The sequence below is a fragment of the Nostocoides sp. HKS02 genome, from assembly GCF_009707485.1.
Lineage (GTDB): Bacteria > Actinomycetota > Actinomycetes > Actinomycetales > Dermatophilaceae > Pedococcus.
Genome location: NZ_CP046121.1, coordinates 2,597,680 through 2,623,266 on the forward strand (window position 1 = coordinate 2,597,680; position 25,587 = coordinate 2,623,266).

A 25,587-nucleotide genomic window follows, 5' to 3' on the forward strand; every position below is an offset into this window, starting at 1 on the left:
GGTTCCTTTCCGCGTCTTCAGAAGGCGAGCGAGCGGTCGACGGCGTCGAGCACCCGGTCGAGGTCGGGGAGGAACTCCTCCTCGAGCTTGCTCGGCGGATAGGGCAGGTTGTAGCCGCCGACTCGCAGCACAGGCGCCTCGAGGTGGTAGAAGCAGCGCTGTTGCAGCTCGGCCGCGATCTCGGCGCCCATCCCGAGGAACGTCGACGCCTCGTGGACGACGACAGCCCGGCCCGTCTTCTCCACGGATGCCGCGATCGTGTCGAGGTCGAGCGGGCTCAGCGTGCGCAGGTCGATGACCTCGAGCTCCTTGCCCTCGGCCGCAGCCGCCTCGGCCGCCTGCAAGCAGGTCTTGACCATGGGGCCGTAGGCGAGCAGCGTCGCGTCGGTGCCCGCGCGGCATACCTGGGCCGCGAGGAGCGGGCGGGGAGCCGACGCCTCGTCGACCTCGCCCTTGTCCCAGTAGCGCCGCTTGGGCTCGTAGAACAGCACCGGGTCGTCGGACTCGATGGCCTGCTGGATCATCCAGTAGGCGTCCTCGGCGTTGGAGCAGCAGACCACCTTCAGGCCCGCGGTGTGCGCGAAGTAGGCCTCGTTGGACTCGGAGTGGTGCTCGACCGCCCCGATGCCACCGCCCACAGGGATGCGGATGACCATCGGCAGCTTGACCTTGCCGAGCGAGCGGGCCCGCATCTTGGCGACCTGGCTGACGATGTGGTCGAACGCCGGGTAGATGAACCCGTCGAACTGGATCTCCACGACTGGGCGGTAGCCGCGCAGCGCCATGCCGATCGCGGTGCCGACGATGCCGGCCTCGGCGAGCGGGGTGTCGATGACGCGCTCCTCGCCGAAGTCCTTCTGCAGACCGTCGGTCACGCGGAAGACGCCACCGAGCTTGCCGATGTCCTCACCCATGAGGACGACCTTCGGGTCGCGCTCCATGGCGGCGCGCAGTCCGTTGTTGATGCCCTTGGCGATCGTCATGGTGCCCATCAGTGGCTCCCCTCACCCTCGAAGCCGGCGTGGTAGGCGGCGAACTCCCTGCGCTCGGCCTCGACGACCGGATGGGGCTCCACGTAGATGTGGTCGAACATCGAGTCGGGCGTCGGGTCGGGCATGGACAGGCAGCCCTCCCGGACGGCGACGGCGAGCTCGTCGGCCTCGCGGTCGAGGGCCTCGAAGAAGTCGTGGTCGGCCATCTTCTCGTGCACGAGGTAGGCCTTGAGGCGCTCGATCGGGTCGCGGTGCTTCCAGACCTCGACCTCGGCCGAGACGCGGTACTTCGTCGGGTCGTCGGAGGTCGTGTGGGCGCCCATGCGGTAGGTGTAGGCCTCGACGAAGGTGGGGCCCTGACCGGAACGGGCGGCGTTGAGCGCCTGGGTGGCCACGGCATACACCGCGAGCACGTCGTTGCCGTCGACCCGCACACCGGGGAAGCCGAAGCCACGCGCCCGCTGGTACAGCGGGATCCGGGTCTGGCGCTCGTTGGGCTCGGAGATGGCCCACTGGTTGTTCTGGCAGAAGAACACGACCGGGGCGTTGTTGACGGCGGCGTAGACGAACGCCTCGTTGACGTCGCCCTGGGCGCTGGCTCCGTCACCGAAGTAGGCGATGACGGCCGAGTCGCGGTCGGGGTCGCCGGTGCCGACGGCCCCGTCGCGCTGGATGCCCATGGCGTAGCCCGTCGCGTGCAGCGTCTGGGCTCCGATGACGATCGTGTACAGGTGGAAGTTCTTCTCGTTGGGGTCCCAGCCGCCGTGGTTGACGCCGCGGAACAGCCCGAGGAGGTTGAGGGGGTTCACCCCGCGGCACCAGGCGACGCCGTGCTCGCGGTAGGTGGGGAAGGCGTAGTCCTGCGGTCGCATCGCGCGGCCGGAGCCCACCTGGGCGGCCTCCTGGCCGAGCAGGGAGGCCCAGATGCCGAGCTCGCCCTGGCGCTGCAGGGCGGTGGCCTCCGCGTCGACGCGTCGGATCAGGACGAGGTCGCGGTAGAACCCGCGCAGGTCCTCGTCGGTCAGGTCCTTGACGTACTCGTCGTACTCGGTGTTCTCGACGCGCTGACCCTCGGGCGTGAGCAGCTGGACCATCTCGGGTCCGCCGTCACCCACCTCGGGGACCGGGGCGGTCAGCTCGGCCAGCACCTCGTCCTCGGCGGGACTGGTGGTGGCTGCGCCGGAACTGGCGACTGCGTTGTCGCTCACAGGCACTCCTTCTTCCTCCGGTGCCGCGGTTGACGGCATCGTCGGCTCGGGCCGCGGTCACCCCTGCGGGGTCTCCGCTGATGGCTACTGCGGCAGGCTGGTCGCGCCGCGTGTGGCGGCGCTCACATGTGGGCCTTGCTGTGGCCAAGATATCGGGCGCGCCGGAAATCTCAGAATCCGGACTCCTGCACCACCCGCGACTTATTGCCCCCAGCCCACCAAACGACGCCCCTGAGGACCCAGATTCGGTGGATTGAGGGCAATAAGTCGGGGAGGGTGGGGTCAGGAGAGCTGGGACTGGGTGCGCCAGAGGTCGATGCCGGCCTCGACGGCGTCGCGGTCGATCTCGGCGAGCTCGGCGTCGGAGAACCGCAGGTTCGCCACCGCCGCAGCGGAGTCCTCGAGCTGGCCGACGGAGGACGCCCCGATCAGCACCGAGGTCACCCGGTCGTCACGCAGCGCCCACGCCAGCGCCATCTGGGCCAGCGACTGGCCGCGCTCCTGGGCGAGGTCGTTGAGCTTGCGGACGTGGGTGAGCGCCTCGTCGGTGAGCAGGTCGGGCGAGAGCGACTTCCCCTGGCTGGCGCGCGACCCCTCGGGTATGCCGCCGAGGTACTTGTTCGTGAGCATCCCCTGGGCGAGCGGGCTGAACGCGATGCAGCCGATGCCGCGCTCGCCGAGGGTGTCCAGCAGGCCGCCCTCGACCCAGCGGTTCACCATCGAGTACGACGGCTGGTGGATGAGCAGCGGGACCCCCATCTCGTCGAGCAGGTCGGCGGCACGGGCGGTCAGCTCGGGACCGTAGCTGGAGATGCCGGCATACAGCGCCTTGCCCTGCTTGACGATGCTGGCGAGCGCGCCCATCGTCTCCTCGAGCGGGGTGTCGGGGTCGGGCCGGTGGGAGTAGAAGATGTCGACGTAGTCGAGGCCGGTGCGCCGGAGCGTCTGGTCGAGGCTGGCGACCAGGTACTTGCGCGAGCCACCGTCGCCGTAGGGGCCGGGCCACATGTCCCAGCCCGCCTTGGAGCTGATGACCAGCTCGTCGCGGTAGGGCCGGAAGTCCGACGCGAAGTGGCGGCCGAAGTTGGCCTCGGCGGCGCCGTACGGCGGGCCGTAGTTGTTGGCGAGGTCGAAGTGCGTGATGCCGATGTCGAACGCCCGCCGCAGGATCGCCCGCTGCACGTCGAACGGCTTGTCGTCGCCGAAGTTGTGCCAGAGCCCCAGGGAGACCGCAGGCAGTCGCAGTCCGCTCTGGCCCACCTTGCGGTAAGGCATCGGGCCGTAGCGGTCCGGGTGGGCGAGGTACGGGGGCATCCAGGTGTCGACCATTCCCCCACCCTAGGAGGCCGGGTGCTCCGCGAGGAAGTCGCCGGCAACGCGGATGAGCACGTCGTTGGCCTCGGTCTCGCCGATCGTCGCGCGCACCCCGTCGTTGCCGTACTTGCGCAGCATCAGGCCCTCCCGCTGGGCCACGGCGGCGAAGTCGCTGGAGCGCTCGCCGAGCCCGAACCACACGAAATTGGCCTGCGTGTCGGGGATGAACCAGCCCTGCCCGCGCAGCGCCCCGACGACCCGCGTGCGCTCCGCCACGAGGGCGTCGACCCGCTCCTTCAGCTCGTCGAACGCCGCCAACGACGCGACGCCGGCGGCCTGGGCCAGCGAGTTGACGCCGAACGGGACCGCCGTCTTGCGCAGGGCCGCCGCGACCTGGGGGTGGGCCACGGCATACCCGATCCGCAGTCCCGCCAGGCCGTAGGCCTTGGAGAAGGTGCGCAGCACCATGACGTTCGGCCGGTCGCGGTAGAGCTCGAGGCTGCGCGGGGCATCCTCGCCCGTGACGAACTCGACGTACGCCTCGTCGACCACCACGAGCACCCGGCTGGGCACCTCGTCGAGGAACCGCTCGAGCTCGGTGTGGGTGACCATCGGGCCGGTCGGGTTGTTGGGCGTGCACACGATGACGACCTTGGTGCGGTCGGTGATCGCGGCGAGCATCGCGTCGAGCTGGTGTCGGGCGTGGTCGTCGAGCGGGACCTGCACGCTGCGGGCTCCCGCCAGGGCCACCACGATCGGGTAGGCCTCGAACGAGCGCCACGCGTAGACGACCTCGTCGCCGGCGTCGCAGGTGGCCGCGATGACCTGGCCGAGGACGCCAACCGACCCGGTGCCGGTCGCGAGGTGCTCGGTCGGCACGCCGAGGGCGTCGGCGAGCGCCTGGGTGAGCTCGGTGACCGCCATGTCCGGGTAGCGGTTGATCGCCCGGGCGGCCTCCTGCACCACCTTGAGCACCGAGGGCAGCGGCGGGTACGGGTTCTCGTTGGACGAGATCTTGTATGCCGTGACGCCCTCGGGCGCGGCGGCGGGCTTGCCGGGGACGTAGGCAGGCACCTGGTCGAGGGCCGTGCGCAGTCTGACCTCGCTGTCGCTCATGGGCTCACTCATGCGGTCGCTCATGGGCTCACTCTAGGTGTGGCCGGCCGCTCATTCGTCGCTGTCCGGGATGACCCAGTGCAGGATCATCGACACCACGGTGATGACCACGGCGCCGATGACGGCGTCCCAGAAGAAGTGCCGGATCGTGAACGACAGCCCCAGCGGCTCGGCGATCCACTCGGTCAGCTGCAGCATGAACGCGTTGACGACGAACGTGAACAGGCCCAGCGTCAGGATGATGAACGGGAAGCTGAGGAACTTCGCGATCGGCTTGACGACGGCGTTGACCAGCCCGAAGACGAGCGCGACGAGGATCACCGTCGCGAACTTCGACCCGAACTTGCCCGCGCCGAACGAGATGCCCGGCAGCAGCCAGGCCGCGACCCACAGTGCCACCGCATTGACGGCAATCTTGATGAGGATGCCCATGCCGTGATGGTGCCAGATCGGCGACGGCTAGACGTGCCTAAACGTGGCGGCGCGAGGTGACCACCCGGAACCGGCTCGCCACGAAGGCCGCGTCGACGTAGGCCGCGTTGGCCGCCGGGTTGGCCCCGGTGCCGTGCAGGTCCGAGAACGCCGCGGTCTGGTTGACGAACACCGGCCCGGTGAGGTTCTCGGAGAGCGCGACCCCGGCGTCGGCTGCCGCGTCACGGGCGGCGTCGAGGACGTCGTCGGCCGTCGAGTACACCGCTGCGGTCATCGCCCCGTGCTCGCGCACCGTGTCGCGGAACTGGGCGAGCGACTGCGCCGTGCCCGAGGTCGCGATGAGGAAGGTCACCGGCCCGAAGCACTCCTGGGTGTAGACGTCCTCGCGGCTCGCGTCCAGGCTCACCAGTCCGGGGGCCCGCACCACGGCGTCGGGGTATGCCGGGTGGGTCACCGCGCGCGAGTCCAGCACCACGGAGCCGCCCGCCTCCTCGGCGAGCGCGGCGAGACCAGCCGCGTTGGCGCGCACTCCGTCGTTCACGGTGGCTCCGAGGAGCTCGACGGCCCGGGCGTCGTCACCGGTCAGCTTGCCGACCGCCGCGGCCAGCCGGGCCCCGAAGTCCTCGAACGAGACCTGCCCCTCGTCGGTGGCGATCCCCTCGCGGGGGACGTAGATGTTCTGGGGCGTCGTGCACATCTGGCCGGAGTAGAGGGTCAGCGAGAACGCGAGGTTGCCGAGGACTCCCCGAAGGTTGTCGGTCGAGTCGACCACGATGGTGTTGACGCCGGCCTTCTCGGTGTAGACCAGCTGGCCGCGGGCCGCCCCGTGCTCCTCGAGCCAGACCCCGAAGGTCGGGCCGCCGGTGTAGTCGATGATCCGGACCTCGTCGCGCTCCGCGAGCACCTTGGCCAGACCCTCACCCTCGGCCTCGGGAGCGAGCTGGACCAGGTCGGCGGCGAAGCCGGCCTCGGCGAGCACCTCGCGGCATACCGCCACGGAGATCGCGAGCGGGAGCACGGCCCGCGGGTGGGGCTTGACCACGACGGGGTTGCCGGTGACGAGCGAGGCGAACAGTCCGGGGTAGCCATTCCACGTGGGGAAGGTGTTGCAGCCGATGACCAGCGCGACGCCGCGCGGTACGACGCGGTAGTCCTTCTGCATCCGGATCGGGGCGGGGTTGCCCTCCTTGTCGCGACCCGGCTTCTCCCAGACGACCGAGGCGGGCACGCGCTCCTGCTCCACGAGCCCGGCGACGATCGACTCGAGCGCGCGGTCCTGGGCGTGCGGGCCGGCCGCCTGGAACGCCATGACGAACGGCTGCCCGGTCGTGTGCATGACCGCGTGGGCCATCTCGAAGGACCGCCGGTTGATCTGCTCGACGATCTCCACGCACACGGCCGCGCGGGTGCGGGCCCCGGCGTCGCGCCAGGCCGGCACGGCGGCCTCGGCAGCCGCCAGGGCGGCGTCGAGGTCGAGGTGGGGGTAGGTGATGCCGAGGGCGGGGCCGTACGGCGAGACCTCCTCGCCGACCCACTGACCGTCCGTGCGCACGTCACCGAGGCCACCGAAGGCGTTGTCCCGCAGCCCCTCGTATGCCGCCTGCCCCGCCTCCGCGGCCCCCTCGCCGTAGACCCGCGGCGACGGTGACTCGGGGTAGCGCGAGAAGTACGAGCGGTCTGCGAGCGCCTGGGTCGCCTGCGCGATCACCTCGGCGTGGGTGTCGACGAGAGGGTGGTTCGTGGGCGCCGTTGCCGTGGTCATGCGACCAGTCTATGAACCGTCGCGGGCTCAGCGCCGCCGCGGGAGGTAGCGGTGCTCGGGACGGCCGGTGCTGCCGTAGCTGAGGTCGAGGTCGAGCAGCTGCTTGCTCACGAGCGAGGCGAGGTAGCGCTGCGCGGTCGGCCGGCTGGCGCCGAGGACCTCGGCCACCTCGGAGGCCCCGATCGGCCCCTTGGCCGTCGTGACGATCTCGAGCACCCGAGCCATGGTCGGCTGGAGGGCCCGGGTGGCCGCGGCCCGTCGCGGCGAGGTGCCCCGCAGGCTGAAGAGGGTGTCGACGACCTGCTGGTCGGCCTCGCCCTCACGCCCCAGCCGTTCGGTCCACGTCCGGTAGGCCTCCAGCTGCTCGCGCAGCGCGGCGAAGCTGAACGGCTTCACCAGGTAGTAGAACGCCCCGAGCTGCATCGCGGTCCGCACGGACTCGATGTCGCGAGCCGCGGTCACCAGGAGGAAGTCGGGCACGTGGCCGTCCGAGACCGCCAACCGCCGCACGAGCTCGAGCCCGCTGAAGTCGGGCAGGTACATGTCGAGCAGCAACAGGTCGGGCTGCTGCGACGTCACGAGCTCGGCCGCCTCGGACGCGGTGTGCGCTTCGCCGACGACGGTGAACCCCTCGATGCGGGCCACGCTGAGGGCGTGGGCCTGGGCGACGTGGTAGTCGTCGTCGACCACAAGGACGCGGATCACTCGGTGCCCTCTCTACGCCGCATGGGCAGCGTGACGTCGAACCTTGCGCCGCCGGGGCTGGCGGCCGTGATGGTCCCACCGTCTCGTGTCACGAGTCGGTGCACCAGTGCCAACCCCACGCCGCGACGCATGCCGCGGCGCGGCTCCTTGGTGGAGAACCCGTCGACGAAGACGTCGTCGAGCCGGTCGGCGGCGATGCCGGGGCCGGTGTCGGTGACCGACATCTGGATCACGCCGCCTTCGCATCCCAGCGACACGGTGACCACACCGCGCGGGTGGTCACCGACGGTCCGGGCGTCGTCGGCGACGGCATCCACGGCGTTGTCGATCAGGTTGCCGAGCACCGTCACGATCGGCACCTCGTCGGCGACGGGCGTGGCGAGGCGGCTGGCCGGATCCAGACGCACCTGGACGTCGCGCTCGGCGGCAACCGTGGTCTTGGCGAGCAGCAGGGCCGTGACCACCGGCGAGCCGATCCGCGACCGGATGTCCTCGCCGACCAGCGCCGTGTCGGCCTGCAGGTGCCGGCTGTACCGGGTGGCCTCCTCGACCTCGCCCAGCTCGAGCAGCACGGACAGCACGTGCAGGCGGTTGGAGAACTCGTGCTCCTGGGCGCGCAGGGCGTTGGTGAGGCCCTCGACCGACGCGAGCTGCCGCAGCAGCGCCTCGAGCTCCGTGCGGTCGCGGATCGTCACCACCCACCCGGCGTGGCGCTCGCCCACGACGACCGGCATCCGGTTCAGCACGAGCAGGTGCTCGTCGGTCACGGTGACGAGGTCCTGGCCCTCGACTTCGCCGGTCACGACCCGCCGCAGTCGGCCGTCCGGCAGGACGTCGACCACCCGCTGCCCCAGGACCGCGGTCGGGATGTCGAGCAGGCGCCTGGCCTCGTCGTTGAGCACGTTGATCCGCCCCGCCGGGTCGACGCCGATGACCCCCTCGCGGATGCCGTGCAGCATCGCCTCGCGCTCCTGGACCAGAGCCACGATCTCCGACGGCTCGAGGCCGAACGTCACCCGCTTGATGCCGCGGGCGAGGAGCAACGAGGCGACCACGCCCAGCGCCAGGGCGGCGCCGGTGTAGAGGAGGACGTCGGCCATCTCGTGGGTGAACCGGACGCCCACCTCGGACTCGAGCAGCCCCACGGAGACCTCGCCGACCGGCTTCCCCGCGGCGTCGAAGATCGGCGCCCTGGCGTTCGCCGAGCGGCCCAGGCTGCCCTGGTCGACGCCGGTGTGCACCTGCCCGTCGAGGGCGATCACAGGCTCCTCGATCCTGCGACCGATCTGAGCCGGGTTGGGGTGGGAGTACCGCGTGCCGTCCTGGCCGATGATCACCACGTAGGACGCCCCGGAGTCGCGGCGCACCGCCTCGCCGAGTCGCCGCAGCGTGTGGTCGGGGTCGCCCGCCTGCACCGCACTCGCCACCTGCGGTACGTGCCCCAGCGAGACGGCGATGCTGCGGGCCTGCTCCACCGCCTGCTCGTCCGTGGCCCGGCTGGTGACACTCGTGAACAGCGCCAGACCGAGGGCCATCGTCACGGCCATGATCCCGAGGACGGCGAAGAGGATCCGGGAGGCCAGGGTGCGGCCCAGTCGCGGCATACGTCTCCTCGTTCGGGGTGGGCATCGGCCCACCGGCGGCGCCGTCCGGCGTCGCGCCCCCAGCATGGCTGAGCAGAACGCACAAAACCACGGCTATTGCGGCATACGGGGGCAACGCACACAAGGGTTCCGCGCTCGGCACACCCGCTCCTACGGTGACGCAACTCATCGTCGAGGAAAGAGGTTCGGCCAATGGCGGCCATCGAACTGCGGAACGTCACCAAGAAGTTCGCGACTGCGGATGGCGGTACCTACACCGCCCTGAAGGACCTGGCGCTGACCGTCGAGGAGGGCCAGTTCTGCGCGGTCGTCGGCCCCACCGGCTGCGGCAAGTCCACCACCCTCACGCTCGTCTCGGGCCTCGAGCGCCCGTCGCAGGGCGAGGCCTTCGTCCACGGCCAGCAGGTCAAGGGCATCGACACCGGCACCGGGTTCGTGTTCCAGCAGGATGCCGTGTTCCCGTGGCGCTCCGTGCTGGACAACGTCGCGGCCGGTCCGATCTACCGCGGCAAGGGTCGCACCGAGGCGACGACCCTGGCCCGCGACTGGCTGCGTCGGGTCGGGCTCTCCGGGTTCGAGGACCGGTTCCCCCACCAGCTCTCCGGCGGGATGCGCAAGCGCGTGGCCCTCGCCCAGACCCTCATCAACGAGCCCCGGATCCTGCTCATGGACGAGCCGTTCAGCGCCCTCGACGTGCAGACCCGCGCGATCATGTCGACCGAGCTGCTCCACCTGTGGGACCAGACCAAGCCGGCCGTGGTGTTCGTGACCCACGACCTGGAGGAGGCCATCGCCCTCGCCGACAAGGTCGTCGTCATCACCGCCGGGCCCGGCACCGTCAAGGCCGAGTTCGAGATCGACCTGCCCCGGCCCCGCGTCGTGCAGGAGATCCGGTTCGACCCGCGGTTCATCGAGCTCTACGAGCAGATCTGGGAGGCGTTGCGCGCCGAGGTCGCCGAGGCATACGACCGCACCACCCGATCGGCGGTGGCGTGATGATCGACGTCTCCTCGAGCCATGACGCCCCCGCGAGCGGCAGCCTGGACGCCCAGGCCACCCAGTTTCCGTCCTCGGCGCCGGCAACCGATCCCACGCCCTCGGGGCGGCGCGCTCCCCGAGGCACCCGTCGACGGCTGACCCTCGCCGGGGTGCGCGTGGCCATCGTCGTCGTGACCCTCGCGGTGTGGCAGCTCTGCGTGCAGGCCAAGATCGTCGACCCGTTCTTCTGGGGTGAGCCCAAGGGTGTCTGGCAGACCCTGATCGACTGGTTCACCGTCGGGACCAGCCAGGGCTCGCTCGGCCAGCAGATCCTCATCACCCTCGAGGAAGCCGTGATGGGCTTCGTCATCGGCTCGATCCTCGGCGTCGTCTGCGGCATCGCGCTGGGACGCGTCGCGGTGCTCTCGGAGATCTTCGGCCCGTTCCTCAAGGCGGCCAACTCGATCCCGCGCATCATCCTCGGCTCCATCTTCACGGTGGCCTTCGGCTTCGGCATCCAGTCCAAGGTGATCCTCGCCGTGGTCCTCGTGTTCTTCGGGGTCTTCTTCAACGCCTACCAGGGTTCACGCGAGGTGGACCGCAACCTCATCGCCAACGCCCGGCTCCTCGGCGCCTCCCGCTGGCAGGTGACCCGCGACGTCGTCCTGCCGTCGGCGTTCACCTGGATCCTCGCGAGCCTGCACATCAGCTTCGGGTTCGCCCTCATCGGCGCCCTGGTCGGCGAGATCCTCGGCGCCAACGAGGGCCTCGGCCTGCTGATCCGGTCCTCGCAGAACAACTTCGACATGAACGGCGTCCTCGCCGGCATGGTGCTCGTGGCCGTCATCGCGCTCACGGCCGAAGGCCTCATCAGCCTGCTCGAGCGGCGCCTCCTGCGCTGGCGTCCGCCCCAGACCCACGGAGGTGCGGCAGTCCAGTGAGAGCCCGCCGCACCTCCCGCGGCACCACCCGCACGACTCGTTCCACCACCCGCACCACCACCCAGCTCGACACCACCCAGCTCAACACCACCTGCAGCTCAAAGGAGAGTTCATGACCACCACCCACCGCATCGCGGCCTTCGGCGCCGCAGTGCTCGCCGCATCGAGCCTGGCCGCTTGCGCCAACAACGCCTCCGGGTCCTCGGGCGCGGCCGCAGCCGGCGGCTCGTCGTCCTCCAGCGCCCCGGCGGCCGCCGCCAACTCCCCCCAGGTCACCATCATGGTCGGCGGCATGAGCAAGCAGATCTACCTGCCGTTCATGCTCGCCAAGCAGCTCGGCTACTACGACAAGGCCGGCGTCAACGTCAACCTCGTCGACGAGCCCGCCGGTGGTGACGCGACGCAGAACATGCTCGCCGGCCAGGTCCAGGGTGTCGGTGGCTTCTACGACCACAACATCGCCCTCCAGGCCCAGGGCAAGTACTCCGAGGCCGTCGTCTCCATGCTCCAGATCCCCGGCGAGGTCGAGCTGTGCCGCAGCGACCTCAAGGGCAAGGTCAACAGCCCGGCCGACTTCAAGGGCCGCTCGCTCGGCATCACCGACACCGGCTCGTCGACCGACTTCCTCACCCAGTACCTGAGCAAGAAGAACGGCGTCAGCCCCACCCAGGAGACCCGTCGTGGCGTCGGCGCCGGCCAGACGTTCATCGCCGCCATGAAGCAGAAGGCGATCGACTGCGGCATGACGACCGAGCCCACCGTCTCGCAGGCCCTGTCCGACGGCACCGCGTTCATCCTGCTCGACATGCGCACGGCCGAGGGCTCGAAGGCGGCTCTCGGTGGCACCTACCCGGCGACCTCGCTGTACATGCCGGTCGACTGGGTGAACAGCCACAAGGACACGGTCCAGAAGCTCGTCAACGCCTACGTCTCCACCCTCAAGTGGATCCAGGCCCACACGGGCGCCGAGATCGCCGACAAGATGCCGGCCGCCTACTACAAGGGTGTCGGCAAGCCCGCCTACATCAAGGCGCTCGACAGCGAGCGGGGCATCTTCAACCCGACCGGCATCATGCCGGCCGACGGCCCGCCCACCTGCCTGGCAGTCCTGAGCGAGTTCAACGCCAAGGTCAAGGGCAAGACGATCGACCTGAGCAAGACCTTCACGAACGACTTCGTGCAGGCCGCGACGCCGATCAGCTGATCGACTCCACCCTCAGAACACGGGAGGTATGCCGCGGGACCCCGCCGCGGCATACCTCCCGTCTGCGTTGGGCACGGCCGTTTCTGCCAGACTCCGGACCATGGACCGCAGCAACGGCGCACCAGTCTCCGTCGTCGGCGCCGGGGCGATGGGCGCGGGCATCGCCCAGGTCGCGGCGATGGCCGGTCACCCGGTCACCCTCGTCGACGCCGTGACCGGCGCGGCCGAGGACGGCGTCGCTCGGATCATCGGCAGCCTGCAACGCCTCGAGGCCAAGGGACGGATCGACTCGGCCCGGCTCGAGGCGGTCGCGGAGCTCCTGCGCACCACCACCCGGGTGGCCGACCTGCCCCCCTCGGCCCTGGTCATCGAGGCCGTGCGCGAGGACCTGTCGACCAAGCGGGCGCTTGTTCGCCGAGCTCGGCGCGCACCAGCCGGGTGACTCGATCCTCGCCACCAACACCTCCAGCCTCGACATCACCGCGATCAGCGACGGCACGCCCCACCCCGAACGCATCGTGGGACTGCACTTCTTCAACCCCCCACCGGTGATGCGCCTGGTCGAGGTCATCCGCGGCTCCCAGACCAGCCCCGAAACCCTCAGTGCGGCAACGCAGCTCATGACGGCGTGGGGCAAGACGCCGGTCCAGTGCACGTCGACCCCGGGCTTCATCGTCAACCGGGTCGCGCGGCCGTTCTACGGCGAGTCGCAGCGGATGCTCATGGCGGGCGTCGCGGACGCCGCCACCCTCGACGAGGCGTTGCGACGGGCCGGCTTTCGCATGGGCCCCCTGGAGCTGACCGACTTCATCGGCCAGGACGTCAACCTCGCCGTCGGCACGAGCGTCTGGGAGCAGACCGACCACGACCCGCGGTACGAACCGGCCCAGGTGCAGCGCGACCTCGTGGCCTCGGGAAGGCTCGGGCGCAAGAGCGGGCAGGGCATCTACCGCTATGCCGCGGACGGCACCCCCCAGGACGTCGACCCCGACGAACGCCGCATCGAAGAGCTGGTCGGCGGCCCGGTCGAGACCGATCCCGTGGCCCGAACGCTCGCCATGCTCGTCAACGAGGCGGTCGACCTCGTGGGCCGCGGCGAGGCCACCGCGGCCGACGTCGACACCGCGATGCAGCTCGGCACCAACTACCCCCGCGGGCCGATCGAGTGGGGAGCCGAGATCGGGTATGCCGTGGTGGCCGACCAGCTGGCCGCGCTCGACCGCGCCTTCCCCGGCGGCCGCTACCGGCCGAGCCCGAGCCTCGCGAGCATGGCGAGTACGGGCGAGCACGGCGAGCACGGCGGCTCTGCCCGGCAAGGGGTCGACCGATGACCACTGACCTCACCCACGTCCTGCAGATGTGGGAGGACGACGAGGCGTCGCGAGCGCTGGGCATGGAGGCGACCGTCATCGAGGTCGACCACGCCGTCGTGCGCATGGTCGTCACGGCCGAGATGGTCAACGGCCACGACATCGCCCACGGTGGCTACCTGTTCACCCTCGCCGACTCGACCTTCGCCCTCGTGTGCAACTCCCGGGGTCAGGTCACGGTCGCGGCCGGCGCAGACATCACCTTCATCACGTCTGCGCGCCGGGGTGACGTCCTCGTCGCCGAGGGTTGGGCCCGCGCGGCATACGGGCGCAGCGGCCTCACGGACGTCACCGTGACGCGCGAGTCCGACGGCGCCGTGGTGGCCGAGTTCCGCGGCCGGTCACGACAGATACGGTGAACCCATGCGTGTCCTCGTCACCGGCGGTGCCGGCTTCATCGGATCCCATACCGTCGTCCAGCTCATGGCGGCCGGCCACGACGTCGTCGTCGTCGACAACTTCTCGAACGCCAAGCGCACTGTCGTCGGGCGCCTCGAAGCGCTGGCCGGTTCACCCCTCGAGGTGCACGCGTTCGACCTCACCGACCGCGACAAGACCGAGTCGCTCTTCGCCGAACGGCAGTTCGACGCCGTGATCCACTTCGCTGGACTCAAGGCCGTCGGCGAGAGCGTCGATGTGCCGCTGGAGTACTACCAGAACAACCTCGACTCGACGTTCGCGCTGGTGCGGGCGATGCAACGGCACGGGTGCTTCCGCCTGGTGTTCTCCTCCTCGGCGACGGTGTACGGCGACCGGGCCCCGGTGCCGATGCGCGAGGAGTTCCCGACCTCGGCGACCAACCCCTACGGCTGGACCAAGGTGATGATCGAGCAGGTCCTGCGCGACGTGGCGCAGACCGACGAGCGGTGGCGGATCGCGCTGCTGCGGTACTTCAACCCGGTGGGCGCGCACGTCTCCGGCACCATCGGCGAGGACCCCTCCGGCATACCCAACAACCTCATGCCGTTCATTGCCCAGGTCGCGGTCGGCAAGCTCGACCAGCTGCGGGTCTTCGGCGACGACTACGACACTCCCGACGGCACGGCGCTGCGCGACTACATCCACGTCGAGGACCTCGCTGCCGGCCACCTCGCGGCGCTCACCAAGCTGGGCACCACCGACGACCGCGTCTCCACCTGGAACCTCGGCACGGGACGCGGCACCTCGGTGCTGGAGGTGCTGCACGCGTTCGAGAAGGCGTGCGGCCACGAGCTGCCCTACGAGATCGTCGGGCGCCGCGCCGGGGACATCGCCGCCTCATATGCCGACCCGACGCGGGCCGAGTCCGAGCTCGGCTGGAAGGCGACGCGGACCATCGAGGACATGTGCGCCGACCAGTGGCGCTGGCAGAAGTCCAACCCGCTCGGCTACCCGGACTGACATGGTCACCCACCGCCCGTACCGCGTCATCGTCGTCTGCACCGGCAACATCTGCCGCTCCCCGATGGGCGAGTTCGTGCTGCGCGAGCGCTTCGCTGAGGCCGGGTTGGGCGACCGCGTCGTCGTCGAGTCGGCAGGCACGCACTCGTGGGAGGTCGGCAACCCAGCCGACCCGCGCACCCTGGCCGTGCTCGAACGCAACGGGCACGCCGACTTCGGCGGATCGGCGCATGTCGCCCGCAAGTTCGAGGGTTCGTGGCTGGTCGACGCCGACCTGGTGCTTGCTGCCGACGCCGGCCACCTCCGTGAGCTGCGCTCGCTCGCCCGCACCGACGAGCAGCGCGCCAAGATTCGGCTTGTTCCGCTCGTTCGACCCTGTCGCCGAGCGCGATGGAGACCTCGAGATGGCCGACCCGTGGTACGGCCACGACGACGCGTTCGACCAGACGTATGCCGAGGTGCTGGCCGCCGCCGACGGTGTGGTCGGGTACGTGCGCGCCGCCCTCGCCGCTGCGCACCATGGCTGACCTGCAGGTATTCGAGTTCTGAATAGCTGCTTGGAATGGACGCCCCAGGGCTGGCAGGGTGATCGGGAGCCCGTTCCACTGGCCCCCCCGGTGTGGGCTCGACGGCGGTCGACCTCCCCACAGGGTCGGCCTGGTGCCGCCGGCGGTCACCCCCGCTCCCCCAAAGGGGGTGGCCGCGTGGCTCACCCCCGACTTATTGCCCCGAGTCCACCACATGGTGGCCTTTGAGGCCCAGATTCGGTGGATTGAGGGCAATAAGTCAGGGGTCAGCTCAGTCGGGGGTCAGGACTGGCCGGGGATCGCGCGGTGCCGCTGCTGCACGCCGGCCGCGCCGTACGGGTAGTCGGGCAGGCGGGGCGCGCTCACCTCGTCGAGCCGCGCCAGGGCCTCGGGCGGCAGCGTGACGTCCGCGGCGCCGAGGTTGTCGGTCAGCTGGTCGACCGTCCGCGCGCCGAGGATCACCGACGACACCGCGGGCTGGGCGGCCACCCACGCCAGGGCGACCTGGGCCGAGGACGCGCCGAGTTCCGCCGCCACCTCGCCGACGGCATCGACGACCTCCCAGGTCCGCTCCTGCGCATTGCGCGGCCCCCACGCCTCCATGCCCCGCTCCGGGTCATCACCTAGTCGCGACTCGCCCCGCGGGCGCTGGTCGCGCTGGTACTTGCCGGTCAGCCAGCCCCCCGCGAGCGGCGACCACGGCAGCAGCCCCAAGCCGGCATCCAGGCAGGCCGGCACGACCTCGTGCTCGATGTCGCGCACGAGCAGGTTGTACTGCGGCTGGAGCGTTACCGGCGCGGTCCACCCGTTGGCCCGGGCCGTGAGCGCTGCCTTGGTGACCTGCCAGCCCAGGTAGTTGGAGAACCCGTAGTACGAGATCTTGCCGGCTGTCACGGCATCGTCGAGGAACCGCAACGTCTCCTCGATCGGCGTCACGGCATCCCAGGCATGCATCTGGTACAGGTCGATGTGGTCGACGCCCAGGCGGCCGAGCGAGGCGTCCAGGGCCGAGCGCAGGTGGCGGCGCGAGAGCCCGAGGTCGTTGGGCCCATCGCCCATCGGGAAGCGGCCCTTGGTGGCGATCACGAGCTGGCGTGCCTCAGTGGGGTGGGTCGCGAGCCACCGCCCGATGATCAGCTCGGAGTCTCCTTTGCTGTAGACGTCCGCGGTGTCGATGAAGTTGCCTCCCGCCGCGACGTAGGCCTCGAGCACTGCTCCCGACTCGCGTTCGTCGGCCTCGGCGCCGAAGGTCATCGTGCCGAGACAGAGCGTGGAGACGACAGTGCCGCTGGTTCCCAAGGTGGTGAAGCGCATACCCGCCACCGTATGCGGCGCGCCTGCTTCCCGCGCGGCATACCGGTGTGCGGCGCAGCCGCTGCGCTCTGGGAGACTGTGGGTCATGGCCTCGCTTGCTGACGCGACCCCGCCCATCGCCCTCGGCGCCCTCGACGGGCGGTACCGAGCCGCGGTGGCTCCGCTGGTCGACCACCTGTCCGAGCCCGCGCTCAACCGCGAGCGCGTCCACGTCGAGGTCGAGTGGCTGATCTTCCTGACGACGCACCAGGTCGTGCCGGGAGTCCGCGCGCTCACCGCGGACGAACAGGCCAAGCTGCGCCAGGTGGTCGCGGACTTCGGGGCCGACGAGATCGCCGAGCTGGCCGAGATCGAGCGCGAGACCCAGCACGACGTGAAGGCCGTCGAGTACTTCCTCAAGCGCCGCCTCACCCGCATCGCGCCGTCCGACGCCGACAAGGGCCTGGCTGAGCTCATCCACTTCTGCTGCACCAGCGAGGACGTCAACAACCTGTCCTACGCGCTCATGGTCAAGGGTGCGGTCACCCAGGTGTGGCTCCCGCGGGCGACCGCCTTCGTCGAGGGCGTGGCCACGATGGCCTCCGACCTGCGCGACGTCCCGCTCCTCGCGCACACCCACGGGCAGCCGGCCACCCCCACGACCATGGGCAAGGAGCTCGCTGTCCTGGCCCACCGGCTCGGTCGGCAGCTGCGCCGCATCGGGTCCGCCGAGTACCTCGGCAAGCTCAACGGCGCCACCGGCACCTACGGCGCCCACCTCGCCGCCGTGCCCGACGCCGACTGGCCGTCCCTCAGTCGCGAGTTCGTGGAATCCCTTGGGCTGCAGTGGAATCCGCTCACCACCCAGATCGAGTCCCACGACTGGCAGGCCGAGCTGTATGCCGACGTGGCCCGCTTCAACCGCATCCTCCACAACCTCTGCACCGACGTCTGGACCTACATCTCGCTCGGGTACTTCGCCCAGGTGCGTGGTCAGGGCACGGTCGGGTCCTCGACGATGCCCCACAAGGTCAACCCCATTCGCTTCGAGAACGCCGAGGCCAACCTCGAGGTGAGCAACGCGCTGCTCGACGTGCTCGGCTCGACCTTGGTCAACAGCCGCCTTCAGCGTGACCTCACCGACTCCTCGATGCAGCGCAACATCGGCACGGCGTTCGGGCACTCGTTGCTCGCCATCGACAACGCCAGCCGCGGGCTCGCAGGCCTGGATGCCGTCCCCGCGGCGATGGCCGCCGACCTCGACGCCAACTGGGAGGTGCTGGGCGAACCGGTGCAGTCGGCCATGCGCGCCCTCGGCGCCCAGGGTGTTGCCGGCATGGAGAACCCCTACGAGCGGCTCAAGGAGCTCACCCGCGGTCGGCGCATCACCGGCGACGACCTGCGCGAGTTCGTGGCAGGTCTGGGCCTGCCGGACGACGTGGCCAAGCGGCTGTCCGAGCTGACCCCGCAGACCTACATCGGGGCCGCGCCGCAGCTCGTCGACTTCCTCGACTGAGTCCGCCACGGACTGAGCGGCCGACCGGCAGACTGGGCCCGTGCTCGCTGCCGGATGGGTCGTCCTTGCTGCTGTCTTCGTCGACGAGCTGCTCGCCGCAGCCGCGGCAGCCGTCTGGGGGCACTGGGCCGGTGGTGCCATGCTCGCCACGGCGATGGTCGTGCTCGTGATCGCCGTGTGGTGGAGCTTCGCCTCACCGAAGGCCCCGCTCGGTGGCCCGGTCGTCCGGCCCGTGACCAAGGTGCTCGTCTTCGGCCTCGCGTCGGTCGGCCTCTGGGTTGCCGACCACCAGGGCTGGGCGGTGGGCCTCGCCGCCTTCTCCGTCGTGGTCAATGCGCTCGCCCAGCTGCCCGCGGTTCGCGCCCTCACCGCCGACGAGACGACGCCAACCGCGCACTGAGCACACCCGGGCGCCGCTCACAGCTCCTCACAGCTCCTTGCAGCTCCTCGCGGACTCCTCACAGCTCGAGCAGCACGTACGCCTCGATGGCGTCAGTCTTGCCCTTGAGCTCCAACGCGCCGAGCGGCTCGGTGCGCGCGCCGGGGAGTAGGTCGCGCGTGGCGGCACTGATCGCCACGCCGCCGACGGGAGCCTTCGCCTCCAGCCTGGACGCGACGTTCACGGCATCCCCGATCACGGTGTGGGTGCGACCGCCACCGGCACCCAGGAGGCTGACCGACACCTCGCCGGTGTTGACGGCCGCGCGGAACCGCGGCCAGCCCGGATGCTCGGCCGCCACCGTGCCCGTGGCCTCCTGGAGGGCGAGCGCAGCCGCCGCGGCCCGGCGGGCGTGGTCGGGCTGGTCGCCGCGCCGGTTGAAGGTCGCCATGATCGCGTCGCCGATGAGGCGGTCGACGTCACCCCCATGGGCGCCGACGACCGACGGGATGGCGACCTCGAAGTACGCGTTGAGCATGGCGGTCACCTCCTGCGGCTCGTGCGCCTCGGAGAAGGTCGTGAACCCCTGCAGGTCCGCGAACAGGATGCTCATCTCGCGGCGGCCGGCGACGGTCTGGTCGAGGTAGAGCCCGGAGAAGCGCTCCTCGTGCCACTGCTCCTGCGCCCCCCAGGCCACCAACGCGAAGGCCAGCAGCATGAGCACGTGCCACTCCCACCAGCTCAGGTGCCAGTTCGGGGCGAACAGCAGCGCCACCATGGCCTCGGCCAGGAGGACGACCGCTGCGGCGACGGCCAGCGGCATACTGCCGCGGCGGTGGCGCCAGAGGCGCAGGTAGCGCAAGGCGGCCCAGACGTAGAGGCCGATGGACACCAGCGCGAGCGCCACCATCGGTCCGGACGCCCGCTCGGGCGCCACGTGGCCGTTGAGCGGCGGCAGCGAGGCCAGGGACGCGACCGCCCACAGCGCCATGACGGCGATCAGGGCGCCCCGTAGGACCCGCGCCCGGGCGATGATCCGCACGGCTCGCTCACCCTCGAGCGAGGTCGCCGACCATGCCGCGAACCCGGCACCGAGCGCGACCCCGGTCGGCGTGGCCACGGTGAACCCGGCATTGGGGTGGTCGAGGAGCACCCCCGGCGTCGCGAGCGCGTGCAACCCCAGAAAGCCAGCCGCGGACAGGAAGGTCAGCGACACCAGGAGCACTCGGGCGTCGCCGCGGCGCAGCGAGGCGACCCCCGTTCCGTATGCCACGACCGCGCTCAGCGCGGCCGCGCCGAGGACGATCCAGAAGTGGGAGGGGTGGTGCTCCCAGCTCAGGTCGAGGCTCGGGCGCCGCAGCAGCAGCGCCAGCCCCCCGAGCGGAACCAGCGCCGCCACGACCCCGGCTACCACCGTGCGCGGGTTCAGCGGGCGGTCGCCGGCGAGGGTCACCGACGCCCTCCGGCGGTCTGGGCCTTCACCGCCGCGAGGTACTCATGGAGCTGCGAGACCACCACCGAGCCCTCGCCAACGGCCGACGCGACGCGCTTCACCGACCCGTGCCGCACGTCCCCGACCGCGAAGAACCCGGGCACGGTCGTCTCGTAGGCGAGCGGCACCCGGTCCAACGGCCACCCGACGGCGCCCATCGCATCGGTGCCACAGAGCACGAAGCCCTGACGATCTCGTGCGACCTGCTCGGGCAGCCACCCAGTGCGCGGTTCGGCGCCGATCATCACGAACAGCCCGTCGGCCTCGACCGTCTGCTCGGCACCCGACTCGCGGTCCCGGATCACCACCTCACTGAGCCAGCCGTCACCCCCGCCCCCGACGACCTCGCTCCCCGTGTGGACCGTGATGACGTCGTTGGCCTCGATCTCGTCGACCAGGTACTGCGACATGGCCTCACCGAGGGCCCTACCACGAACCACCAGACGGACGTGCGCGGCATACCGGGCGAGGTGGAGCACCGCCTGACCAGCCGAGTTGCCGCCACCGAGGACCACGACCCGCAGGCCGGTGAGTCCCTGAGCCTCCGAGACGCTGGCGCCGTAGTACACGCCCGCACCGCTCAGGACCTCCAGGGAGTCGATGCCCAGCCGGCGGTAGGACACCCCGGAGGCCAGCACGACCGCGCGCGCCCGCACCGTGCCGACGGTGCCGATCGTGACGTCGAACCCACCATCCGCAGGGGTGACCCGCTCGACTTCGCGGGTGAGCAGGAAGTGCGCGCCGAAGACCCACGCCTGCTGGTAACCGCGCTGGGCCAGGTCCGATCCCCCGAGGCCGCGGGAGAAGCCGAGGTAGTTGCGGATCAGTGAGCTCGAACCTGCCTGTCCGCCAAGCGTCTCGCGCTCGACGACCAGCACCCGCAAGCCCTCGGAGCTGGCATAGACCGACGCAGCGAGCCCGGCCGGCCCGGCGCCCACGACGACGACGTCGAAGTCGCGCTCGTCGTCCAGGGTGGTCCGGATACCCCACGCCTCGCAGAGCTCGGCGTCGGTCGGGTCGAGCAGCACGGCGCCCCCCACCGCCGGCATCCAGACCACGACCGGACCGGTGAGCTGCTCGGGGTCGCGAATCCCCATCCGCCCGAGGGCTGTCGTCGCGGCTGGCGTGCCGCGTTCGAGGTAGGTGTGCGGGATTCCGTTGCGGGTCAACACACTTCGTATGCCGTGACCGCGAGGCGCGCGCCGCTCGGCGACGACGACGACCTCCCGGTCTGGGGAGACGACCGTGCGGGACCACTCGTGCACGAACTCCCCCACGGTCCGGCTGAACAGCTCGTCGGTGTCGGACCACGGCTTGAGGACGTAGTAGTTGATGTCTCCCACGGCCATCGCGCGCAGGATCGCCTCAGCCGTCGGACGCTGGGACCACGCGCCCCAGGGGACGAGCAGAGCGCGGCGCGCGTCGGGGTGCAGCGTGCGCACCGTGCCGAGCAGCTCCGCGCCGGGGATGCCCGCAAGCCACTGGTCGGCTACCACGACCGCGACGGGCTCGCCCCGGTGTGCGCAGTCCCGCAGCAGCTCCAGTGCGGCGCCGCTGGTCAGCTCTCCGCGGACGCGGTAGTCGGCACCGAACCGGCGCTGCAAGTGGTTCTCGACGCGGGACAGCGACTCGGGATCGGCATCGACTGCGAGCAGGAGTGGACGAGCCACGGCTCCTCCCACCGTTGGGACCTGGCTGGGCTCTCACGCTAGGTCGCGCCGAAGCACCGCGAATCGCCCGGATGACGTAGAGACAGCCAAGGACGACGCCGATGTCGGCGGTCGGTCAGACGGTGACCTTGCCGCCCGGGGTGTCGAAGGTGACGGCCAACAGACCGGGCGTGCCGTGCGGAGCGACGAAGGTGAAGTCGATGACCGAGGACGTCTCGTCAGCCGGCAGGTTCAGCCAGTCGCGCACCCGCTCGGGGTCGCCCGCGATCTGGAGACTGTCGATAGTGACCTCGGTGTGCGCCCCCACCGACGGGTGCAGGCTCGGGTCGGCCCACTGCACGAAGAAGGGCAGCTGCGGGTCGGAGATCAAGCCCTTGACGCCGAGCTGGCGCCACTTGATCTCGGTGCCGTCGGGGCGGTACCGGTTGCCGTCGACGGCCTGGCGGCCGATCCGCGCCTCGTAGGGCGACAGGTCGTCGACCGCGACGACCCAGCCCAGCCAGCCGCCGCCGTTCGCGGAGCGGGCACGCACGGCCTGGCCGAACGGCGCCTTGTCGGAGGCGGGGTGGTCGAGCACCTCGACGACCTCGACGTAGCGGTCGTGCGCGAGCGGAAGGATCACGTTGCGCGTGCCGAACCTCGGGTGGACGCCGCCGTCGACCGGATCCACCCCGATGCGCTTGGCCAAGCGCTCGGCGGTCGCCCGCAGACCGTCGTGCTCCGCGGCATACGACACGTGATCAACTCGCATACCCGACATCGTGGCACACGCGCGGGAGTGCTCCTGACACGGGTGTGGTCAGTGGGGCGCGGTGCTGCGCCGCCGCTGCCGGACCGCCTCGTAGATGACCACCGCAGCGGACGTCGCGACGTTGAGCGAGTTCGCCTTGCCGACCATCGGGATGCGGACCTGGTATGCCGCGTGGGCGAGGACGCGGTCCGTGAGTCCGTACTTCTCGGCGCCGACGGCGATCGCGACCGGGCCGGTGTAGTCGACGTCGGTGTAGTCCACGTCGGTGTCCGGGGTGGTGGCGACCAGCGCGATCCCGTGGTCGTCGAGCCAGGCGAGGGCATCGGCCGTGGGATCGCTCGCCACCGGCACGCTGAACACCGTGCCCTTGCTCGACCGGACGAGGTTCGGGTTGCCCCAGTCGGTGACCGGGTCGGCCGCGATGACCGCGTCCGCCCCCGCGGCGTCAGCCGTGCGCAGCATGGCGCCGAGGTTGCCCGGCTTCTCGACGCCCTCGCAGAACAGCAGGAGGGCGGCGTCGCCGACAGCGAGGTCGGCACAGCGGCGGGTCACGGCGCCCACCACGGCGAGGAAGCCGTCCGGCCCCTCGCGGTAGGCGGCCTTCTCGAAGGCGGCCCGGGTCACCTGGACCGTCTCGACGCCGTCCCGGCGCACCCGGTCGACGACCGCACTCTGGGCTGCCGGGTCGAGCATGAGCTCGGGGCAGTAGTACAGCGCCTCGGGAACGACCCCCGCCTCGAGCGCCAGTGAGAGCTCCTCGAAGCCCTCGACCAGGGTGTGGCCGGTGTCCTCGCGGGTCCGGCGACGGCGCAGCGCGACGAGCGTCTTGAGGCGAGGGTTGGCGGGCGAGGAGATGAGCAGGTCTGCCATGGCGGAGCCCAGTGTGGCACCTCCAGCAGGCCTGGCGCCGGAGCCAGCGCTAGAGCAGCGACCGCAACACGGGGACGAGGCCGTCCTCGTCGACGTCGAGGGTGACCTCGTCGGCCACCGCCTTGACCGAGTCGGGCGCATTGCCCATCGCCACCCCGCGGGCCGCCCACTGCAGCATCTCGACATCGTTGCGCTGGTCGCCCACCGCGAGGGTGTACCGGGGGTCGATCCCGAGCCGGCGCCGCAGGAGCTCGAGCGCCGACCCCTTCGAGACGCCTTCGGGGTTGAGGTCGAGCCACGCGCTGAACCCGACGGCGTAGCTCACCCCGTGCAGCCCGATCCGCTCGGTGAGCGCCAGGAAGTCCTCGGCCGTGCCGTTGGGCGCCCTGAACGTCACGCGGGTCACCGGCTCGGCCACCAGCTCATCCCACGGCACCACGCGCAGCTCGCCCTGGAGCTCACCGTCGGGGAAGGGCGCACTCAGCTTGAACCCCACGCCAAGCTCCTCGACCGCCACGACCGCGTCGGGCCACTCGGCACGGAGCAGGTTGAGCGCGGGGGCAGGGTCGAAGGTCACCGAGTCGATGATGCGAAAGCCCTTGTGTTCCAACGGATCCAACTCGAGGGTGACCGCGCCGTTGGAGCAGACGGCATACCCGCTGAAGACACCCAGCTCGTCGAGGATCATCGTCGTCGCGACGATCGAGCGACCGGTCGAGACGATGAGGTGATGACCTGCCGCGACGACCTCCTGCACCGCCGCGCGCACCGCAGGGGACAGCTCGCCGGCATGGTTGATGGTCGTGCCGTCGACATCGAGGGCGACGAGGTGCGGGACAGTCATGGGCCGAGCCTACGGAAGGCGGACGTGCTGCAGACCGAGGTCCGCGATCCGCGGGGCGCCGAGCAGCGCCATCGTCCGGCGCACCTCCGCCGTGAGGATGTCGGCGGCGCGCTGGACGCCCTGCTCACCACCTGCCATCAGCCCGTAGAGGTAGGCCCGGCCCACGAGCACTGCGGTGGCGCCGAGGGCCACGGCTGCCACGACATCCGAGCCGGCCATGACGCCGGTGTCGACGAGCACCTCGGCGCCATCGCCCACGGCCTCGCGGACGTCGGGCAGCAGCCGCACCGGAACGGGTGCGCGGTCGAGCTGACGGCCCCCGTGGTTGGACAGCACGATGGCGTCGGCGCCAGCGGCGAGCACCAATCGGGCGTCGTCGACCGTCTGGACTCCCTTGACGATGAGCGGACCGCGCCAGGTGGCCCGCACCCACTCCAGGTCGCGCAGGGTCATCGTGGGGTCGAAGAGCGCGTTCATCATCTCGGCGACCGTCCCGTCCCACCGGTCGAGGCTGGCAAAGCGCAGGGGTTCGGTGGTGAGGAAGTTCAGCCACCAGCTCGGATGCCGTGCGCCGTCGAGGACCGTGCGGGCCGACAGCGCCGGCGGGATCGAGAAACCGTTGCGGGTGTCGCGCAGCCGCGCCCCGGCGACGGGCACGTCGACCGTGAGGATCAGCGCCTCGTAACCGGCTGCCTCGGCGCGACGCATGAGGTCCTCGGCGGCACCGTGGTCGCGCCAGACGTACAGCTGGAACCAGCGGCGCGCGTTCGGGGCAGCGGCCGCGACGGCCTCGATCGACGTCGTGCCCAGGGTGGACAAGCCGTAGGGGATACCCACGCGCTCGGCGACGCGGGCCACGGCCACCTCACCCTCGTGCTGCATCATCCGGGTGAACCCGGTGGGACCGAACCCGAACGGCAGGGCCGAGGGCGCGCCGAGCACGGTGGTCGTGGTGTCGATGTCGCCGACATCGCGCAGCACGGAGGGCCGGAACTCCAGGCCCGCGAAGGTCGCTCGGGCCCGACGCAGACTCAGCTCCTGCTCGGCGGCACCGTCGGTGTAGTCGAACACCGATCGCGGCGTCCGCCGTCGCGCGACCTCGCGCAGGTCCGCGATCGTCAGCGCGGAGTCGAGCCGCCGTCGTCGCGGGTCGAGCTCGAACCGCTTGGGGCGCAGCAGCGGACGCAGCTCAGACCACTTCGGCAGCTGGCGATCGCTCACCCACCCAACCTACGACCG

The 25,587-nt window shown here is 70.8% G+C and carries 25 protein-coding genes and 1 pseudogene; 11 read left to right on the plus strand and 15 right to left on the minus strand.

Going from position 1 to position 25,587, the window contains the following annotated elements:
* Positions 1–17 precede the first annotated feature (17 nt).
* From GKE56_RS12510 to GKE56_RS12545, 8 genes are all read right to left on the minus strand, one after another.
* Complete coding sequence (locus GKE56_RS12510) at positions 18–992, minus strand: alpha-ketoacid dehydrogenase subunit beta (protein ID WP_230208947.1); 975 nt, start codon at positions 990–992, stop codon at positions 18–20.
* Positions 992–2,200: a pyruvate dehydrogenase (acetyl-transferring) E1 component subunit alpha gene (gene pdhA / locus GKE56_RS12515; protein WP_370518394.1), complete on the minus strand. Its 1,209-nt coding sequence runs from the start codon at positions 2,198–2,200 to the stop codon at positions 992–994. The genes GKE56_RS12510 and pdhA overlap by 1 nt, the downstream gene beginning before the upstream one ends.
* Positions 2,201–2,482: 282 nt before the next feature.
* Positions 2,483–3,529, minus strand: a complete 1,047-nt coding sequence (gene mgrA, locus GKE56_RS12520; RefSeq protein WP_230208948.1) for an L-glyceraldehyde 3-phosphate reductase — start codon at positions 3,527–3,529, stop codon at positions 2,483–2,485.
* 9 nt (positions 3,530–3,538) lie between these two features.
* The gene (gene hisC, locus GKE56_RS12525) at positions 3,539–4,654 is read right to left on the minus strand and encodes a histidinol-phosphate transaminase (protein WP_230208949.1); all 1,116 of its coding nucleotides are present in this window, start codon (positions 4,652–4,654) and stop codon (positions 3,539–3,541) included.
* A 27-nt stretch (positions 4,655–4,681) separates the two neighbouring features.
* Positions 4,682–5,062, minus strand: coding sequence for a phage holin family protein (locus tag GKE56_RS12530; protein WP_154684825.1), 381 nt, complete (start codon positions 5,060–5,062; stop codon positions 4,682–4,684).
* A 37-nt stretch (positions 5,063–5,099) separates the two neighbouring features.
* Positions 5,100–6,824: a phenylacetic acid degradation protein PaaN gene (paaN, locus tag GKE56_RS12535; protein WP_154684826.1), complete on the minus strand. Its 1,725-nt coding sequence runs from the start codon at positions 6,822–6,824 to the stop codon at positions 5,100–5,102.
* A 27-nt stretch (positions 6,825–6,851) separates the two neighbouring features.
* Positions 6,852–7,529, minus strand: coding sequence for a response regulator (locus GKE56_RS12540; protein WP_154684827.1), 678 nt, complete (start codon positions 7,527–7,529; stop codon positions 6,852–6,854).
* Complete coding sequence (locus GKE56_RS12545) at positions 7,526–9,133, minus strand: sensor histidine kinase (protein ID WP_230208950.1); 1,608 nt, start codon at positions 9,131–9,133, stop codon at positions 7,526–7,528. The genes GKE56_RS12540 and GKE56_RS12545 overlap by 4 nt, the downstream gene beginning before the upstream one ends.
* A 192-nt stretch (positions 9,134–9,325) precedes the next feature.
* Between GKE56_RS12545 and GKE56_RS12550 the strand changes: the two genes are divergently transcribed.
* The 9 genes and pseudogenes from GKE56_RS12550 to GKE56_RS18320 all read left to right on the plus strand — a co-directional run bounded on the left by GKE56_RS12550 (position 9,326) and on the right by GKE56_RS18320 (position 15,533).
* The gene (locus tag GKE56_RS12550; protein ID WP_154684828.1) at positions 9,326–10,129 is read left to right on the plus strand and encodes an ABC transporter ATP-binding protein; all 804 of its coding nucleotides are present in this window, start codon (positions 9,326–9,328) and stop codon (positions 10,127–10,129) included.
* Positions 10,129–11,052: an ABC transporter permease gene (locus GKE56_RS12555; protein ID WP_154684829.1), complete on the plus strand. Its 924-nt coding sequence runs from the start codon at positions 10,129–10,131 to the stop codon at positions 11,050–11,052. The genes GKE56_RS12550 and GKE56_RS12555 overlap by 1 nt, the downstream gene beginning before the upstream one ends.
* A gap of 112 nt (positions 11,053–11,164) precedes the next feature.
* Positions 11,165–12,256 (plus strand): ABC transporter substrate-binding protein, encoded by a 1,092-nt coding sequence (locus tag GKE56_RS12560; protein WP_154684830.1) that lies wholly within the window; start codon positions 11,165–11,167, stop codon positions 12,254–12,256.
* A gap of 100 nt (positions 12,257–12,356) precedes the next feature.
* Positions 12,357–12,698 carry a 3-hydroxyacyl-CoA dehydrogenase NAD-binding domain-containing protein gene (locus tag GKE56_RS17860; RefSeq protein WP_255424966.1) on the plus strand — a complete coding sequence of 114 codons (342 nt, stop codon included), beginning with the start codon at positions 12,357–12,359 and terminating at the stop codon, positions 12,696–12,698.
* Complete coding sequence (locus GKE56_RS17865) at positions 12,664–13,587, plus strand: 3-hydroxyacyl-CoA dehydrogenase family protein (protein ID WP_255424967.1); 924 nt, start codon at positions 12,664–12,666, stop codon at positions 13,585–13,587. Before GKE56_RS17860 ends, GKE56_RS17865 begins: the two co-directional genes overlap by 35 nt.
* Positions 13,584–13,985: a hydroxyphenylacetyl-CoA thioesterase PaaI gene (gene paaI / locus GKE56_RS12570; RefSeq protein ID WP_230208951.1), complete on the plus strand. Its 402-nt coding sequence runs from the start codon at positions 13,584–13,586 to the stop codon at positions 13,983–13,985. The genes GKE56_RS17865 and paaI overlap by 4 nt, the downstream gene beginning before the upstream one ends.
* Positions 13,986–13,989: 4 nt before the next feature.
* On the plus strand, positions 13,990–15,006 hold the full coding sequence (galE, locus tag GKE56_RS12575; protein WP_154684831.1) for a UDP-glucose 4-epimerase GalE: 1,017 nt from the start codon (positions 13,990–13,992) through the stop codon (positions 15,004–15,006).
* Between the two features lie 64 nt (positions 15,007–15,070).
* Positions 15,071–15,304 (plus strand): annotated as a pseudogene (locus GKE56_RS18315) (low molecular weight phosphotyrosine protein phosphatase); the annotation flags it as partial.
* A 58-nt stretch (positions 15,305–15,362) separates the two neighbouring features.
* Positions 15,363–15,533 carry a hypothetical protein gene (locus GKE56_RS18320; RefSeq protein WP_370518503.1) on the plus strand — a complete coding sequence of 57 codons (171 nt, stop codon included), beginning with the start codon at positions 15,363–15,365 and terminating at the stop codon, positions 15,531–15,533.
* A gap of 282 nt (positions 15,534–15,815) precedes the next feature.
* Here the strand turns inward: GKE56_RS18320 and GKE56_RS12585 are convergent, their stop codons facing one another.
* Positions 15,816–16,847 (minus strand): aldo/keto reductase, encoded by a 1,032-nt coding sequence (locus tag GKE56_RS12585; RefSeq protein WP_154685782.1) that lies wholly within the window; start codon positions 16,845–16,847, stop codon positions 15,816–15,818.
* An 85-nt stretch (positions 16,848–16,932) separates the two neighbouring features.
* On the opposite strand from GKE56_RS12585, the gene purB reads away from it, so the two are divergent.
* A complete protein-coding gene (gene purB / locus GKE56_RS12590; RefSeq protein WP_154684832.1) occupies positions 16,933–18,342 on the plus strand; it encodes an adenylosuccinate lyase in 1,410 nt (469 codons plus the stop codon).
* Positions 18,343–18,382: 40 nt separating this feature from the next.
* Positions 18,383–18,742, plus strand: coding sequence for a DUF2568 domain-containing protein (locus GKE56_RS12595; RefSeq protein ID WP_154684833.1), 360 nt, complete (start codon positions 18,383–18,385; stop codon positions 18,740–18,742).
* A gap of 58 nt (positions 18,743–18,800) precedes the next feature.
* On the opposite strand, the gene GKE56_RS12600 is transcribed toward GKE56_RS12595, so the two are convergent.
* The 6 genes from GKE56_RS12600 to GKE56_RS12625 all read right to left on the minus strand — a co-directional run bounded on the left by GKE56_RS12600 (position 18,801) and on the right by GKE56_RS12625 (position 25,569).
* Positions 18,801–20,174 (minus strand): adenylate/guanylate cyclase domain-containing protein, encoded by a 1,374-nt coding sequence (locus tag GKE56_RS12600; protein ID WP_154684834.1) that lies wholly within the window; start codon positions 20,172–20,174, stop codon positions 18,801–18,803.
* Positions 20,171–21,883 (minus strand): FAD-dependent oxidoreductase, encoded by a 1,713-nt coding sequence (locus GKE56_RS12605; protein WP_154684835.1) that lies wholly within the window; start codon positions 21,881–21,883, stop codon positions 20,171–20,173. The genes GKE56_RS12600 and GKE56_RS12605 overlap by 4 nt, the downstream gene beginning before the upstream one ends.
* 115 nt (positions 21,884–21,998) lie before the next feature.
* Positions 21,999–22,634 carry a VOC family protein gene (locus GKE56_RS12610; protein ID WP_154684836.1) on the minus strand — a complete coding sequence of 212 codons (636 nt, stop codon included), beginning with the start codon at positions 22,632–22,634 and terminating at the stop codon, positions 21,999–22,001.
* A gap of 48 nt (positions 22,635–22,682) precedes the next feature.
* A complete protein-coding gene (locus GKE56_RS12615) occupies positions 22,683–23,504 on the minus strand; it encodes an RNA methyltransferase (RefSeq protein WP_154684837.1) in 822 nt (273 codons plus the stop codon).
* A 49-nt stretch (positions 23,505–23,553) separates the two neighbouring features.
* Positions 23,554–24,348: an HAD family hydrolase gene (locus GKE56_RS12620; protein WP_154684838.1), complete on the minus strand. Its 795-nt coding sequence runs from the start codon at positions 24,346–24,348 to the stop codon at positions 23,554–23,556.
* A 9-nt stretch (positions 24,349–24,357) separates the two neighbouring features.
* Complete coding sequence (locus tag GKE56_RS12625; protein ID WP_154684839.1) at positions 24,358–25,569, minus strand: alpha-hydroxy acid oxidase; 1,212 nt, start codon at positions 25,567–25,569, stop codon at positions 24,358–24,360.
* Positions 25,570–25,587 lie beyond the last annotated feature (18 nt).

Excerpts from the sequence above, each read along its gene's own strand:
- mgrA (WP_230208948.1), bottom strand. The coding sequence starts at position 3,529 with ATGGTCGACACCTGGATGCCCCCGTACCTCGCCCACCCGGACCGCTAC.
- paaN (WP_154684826.1), bottom strand. The coding sequence starts at position 6,824 with ATGACCACGGCAACGGCGCCCACGAACCACCCTCTCGTCGACACCCAC.
- hisC (WP_230208949.1), bottom strand. The coding sequence starts at position 4,654 with ATGAGCGACCGCATGAGTGAGCCCATGAGCGACAGCGAGGTCAGACTG.
- galE (WP_154684831.1), top strand. The coding sequence starts at position 13,990 with ATGCGTGTCCTCGTCACCGGCGGTGCCGGCTTCATCGGATCCCATACC.
- GKE56_RS12560 (WP_154684830.1), top strand. The coding sequence starts at position 11,165 with ATGACCACCACCCACCGCATCGCGGCCTTCGGCGCCGCAGTGCTCGCC.
- GKE56_RS12530 (WP_154684825.1), bottom strand. The coding sequence starts at position 5,062 with ATGGGCATCCTCATCAAGATTGCCGTCAATGCGGTGGCACTGTGGGTC.
- purB (WP_154684832.1), top strand. The coding sequence starts at position 16,933 with ATGGCCTCGCTTGCTGACGCGACCCCGCCCATCGCCCTCGGCGCCCTC.
- GKE56_RS12545 (WP_230208950.1), bottom strand. The coding sequence starts at position 9,133 with ATGCCGCGACTGGGCCGCACCCTGGCCTCCCGGATCCTCTTCGCCGTC.
- paaI (WP_230208951.1), top strand. The coding sequence starts at position 13,584 with ATGACCACTGACCTCACCCACGTCCTGCAGATGTGGGAGGACGACGAG.
- GKE56_RS12585 (WP_154685782.1), bottom strand. The coding sequence starts at position 16,847 with ATGCGCTTCACCACCTTGGGAACCAGCGGCACTGTCGTCTCCACGCTC.
- GKE56_RS12620 (WP_154684838.1), bottom strand. The coding sequence starts at position 24,348 with ATGACTGTCCCGCACCTCGTCGCCCTCGATGTCGACGGCACGACCATC.
- GKE56_RS17860 (WP_255424966.1), top strand. The coding sequence starts at position 12,357 with ATGGACCGCAGCAACGGCGCACCAGTCTCCGTCGTCGGCGCCGGGGCG.
- GKE56_RS12610 (WP_154684836.1), bottom strand. The coding sequence starts at position 22,634 with ATGCGAGTTGATCACGTGTCGTATGCCGCGGAGCACGACGGTCTGCGG.
- GKE56_RS12615 (WP_154684837.1), bottom strand. The coding sequence starts at position 23,504 with ATGGCAGACCTGCTCATCTCCTCGCCCGCCAACCCTCGCCTCAAGACG.
- GKE56_RS12510 (WP_230208947.1), bottom strand. The coding sequence starts at position 992 with ATGGGCACCATGACGATCGCCAAGGGCATCAACAACGGACTGCGCGCC.
- GKE56_RS12555 (WP_154684829.1), top strand. The coding sequence starts at position 10,129 with ATGATCGACGTCTCCTCGAGCCATGACGCCCCCGCGAGCGGCAGCCTG.
- GKE56_RS12550 (WP_154684828.1), top strand. The coding sequence starts at position 9,326 with ATGGCGGCCATCGAACTGCGGAACGTCACCAAGAAGTTCGCGACTGCG.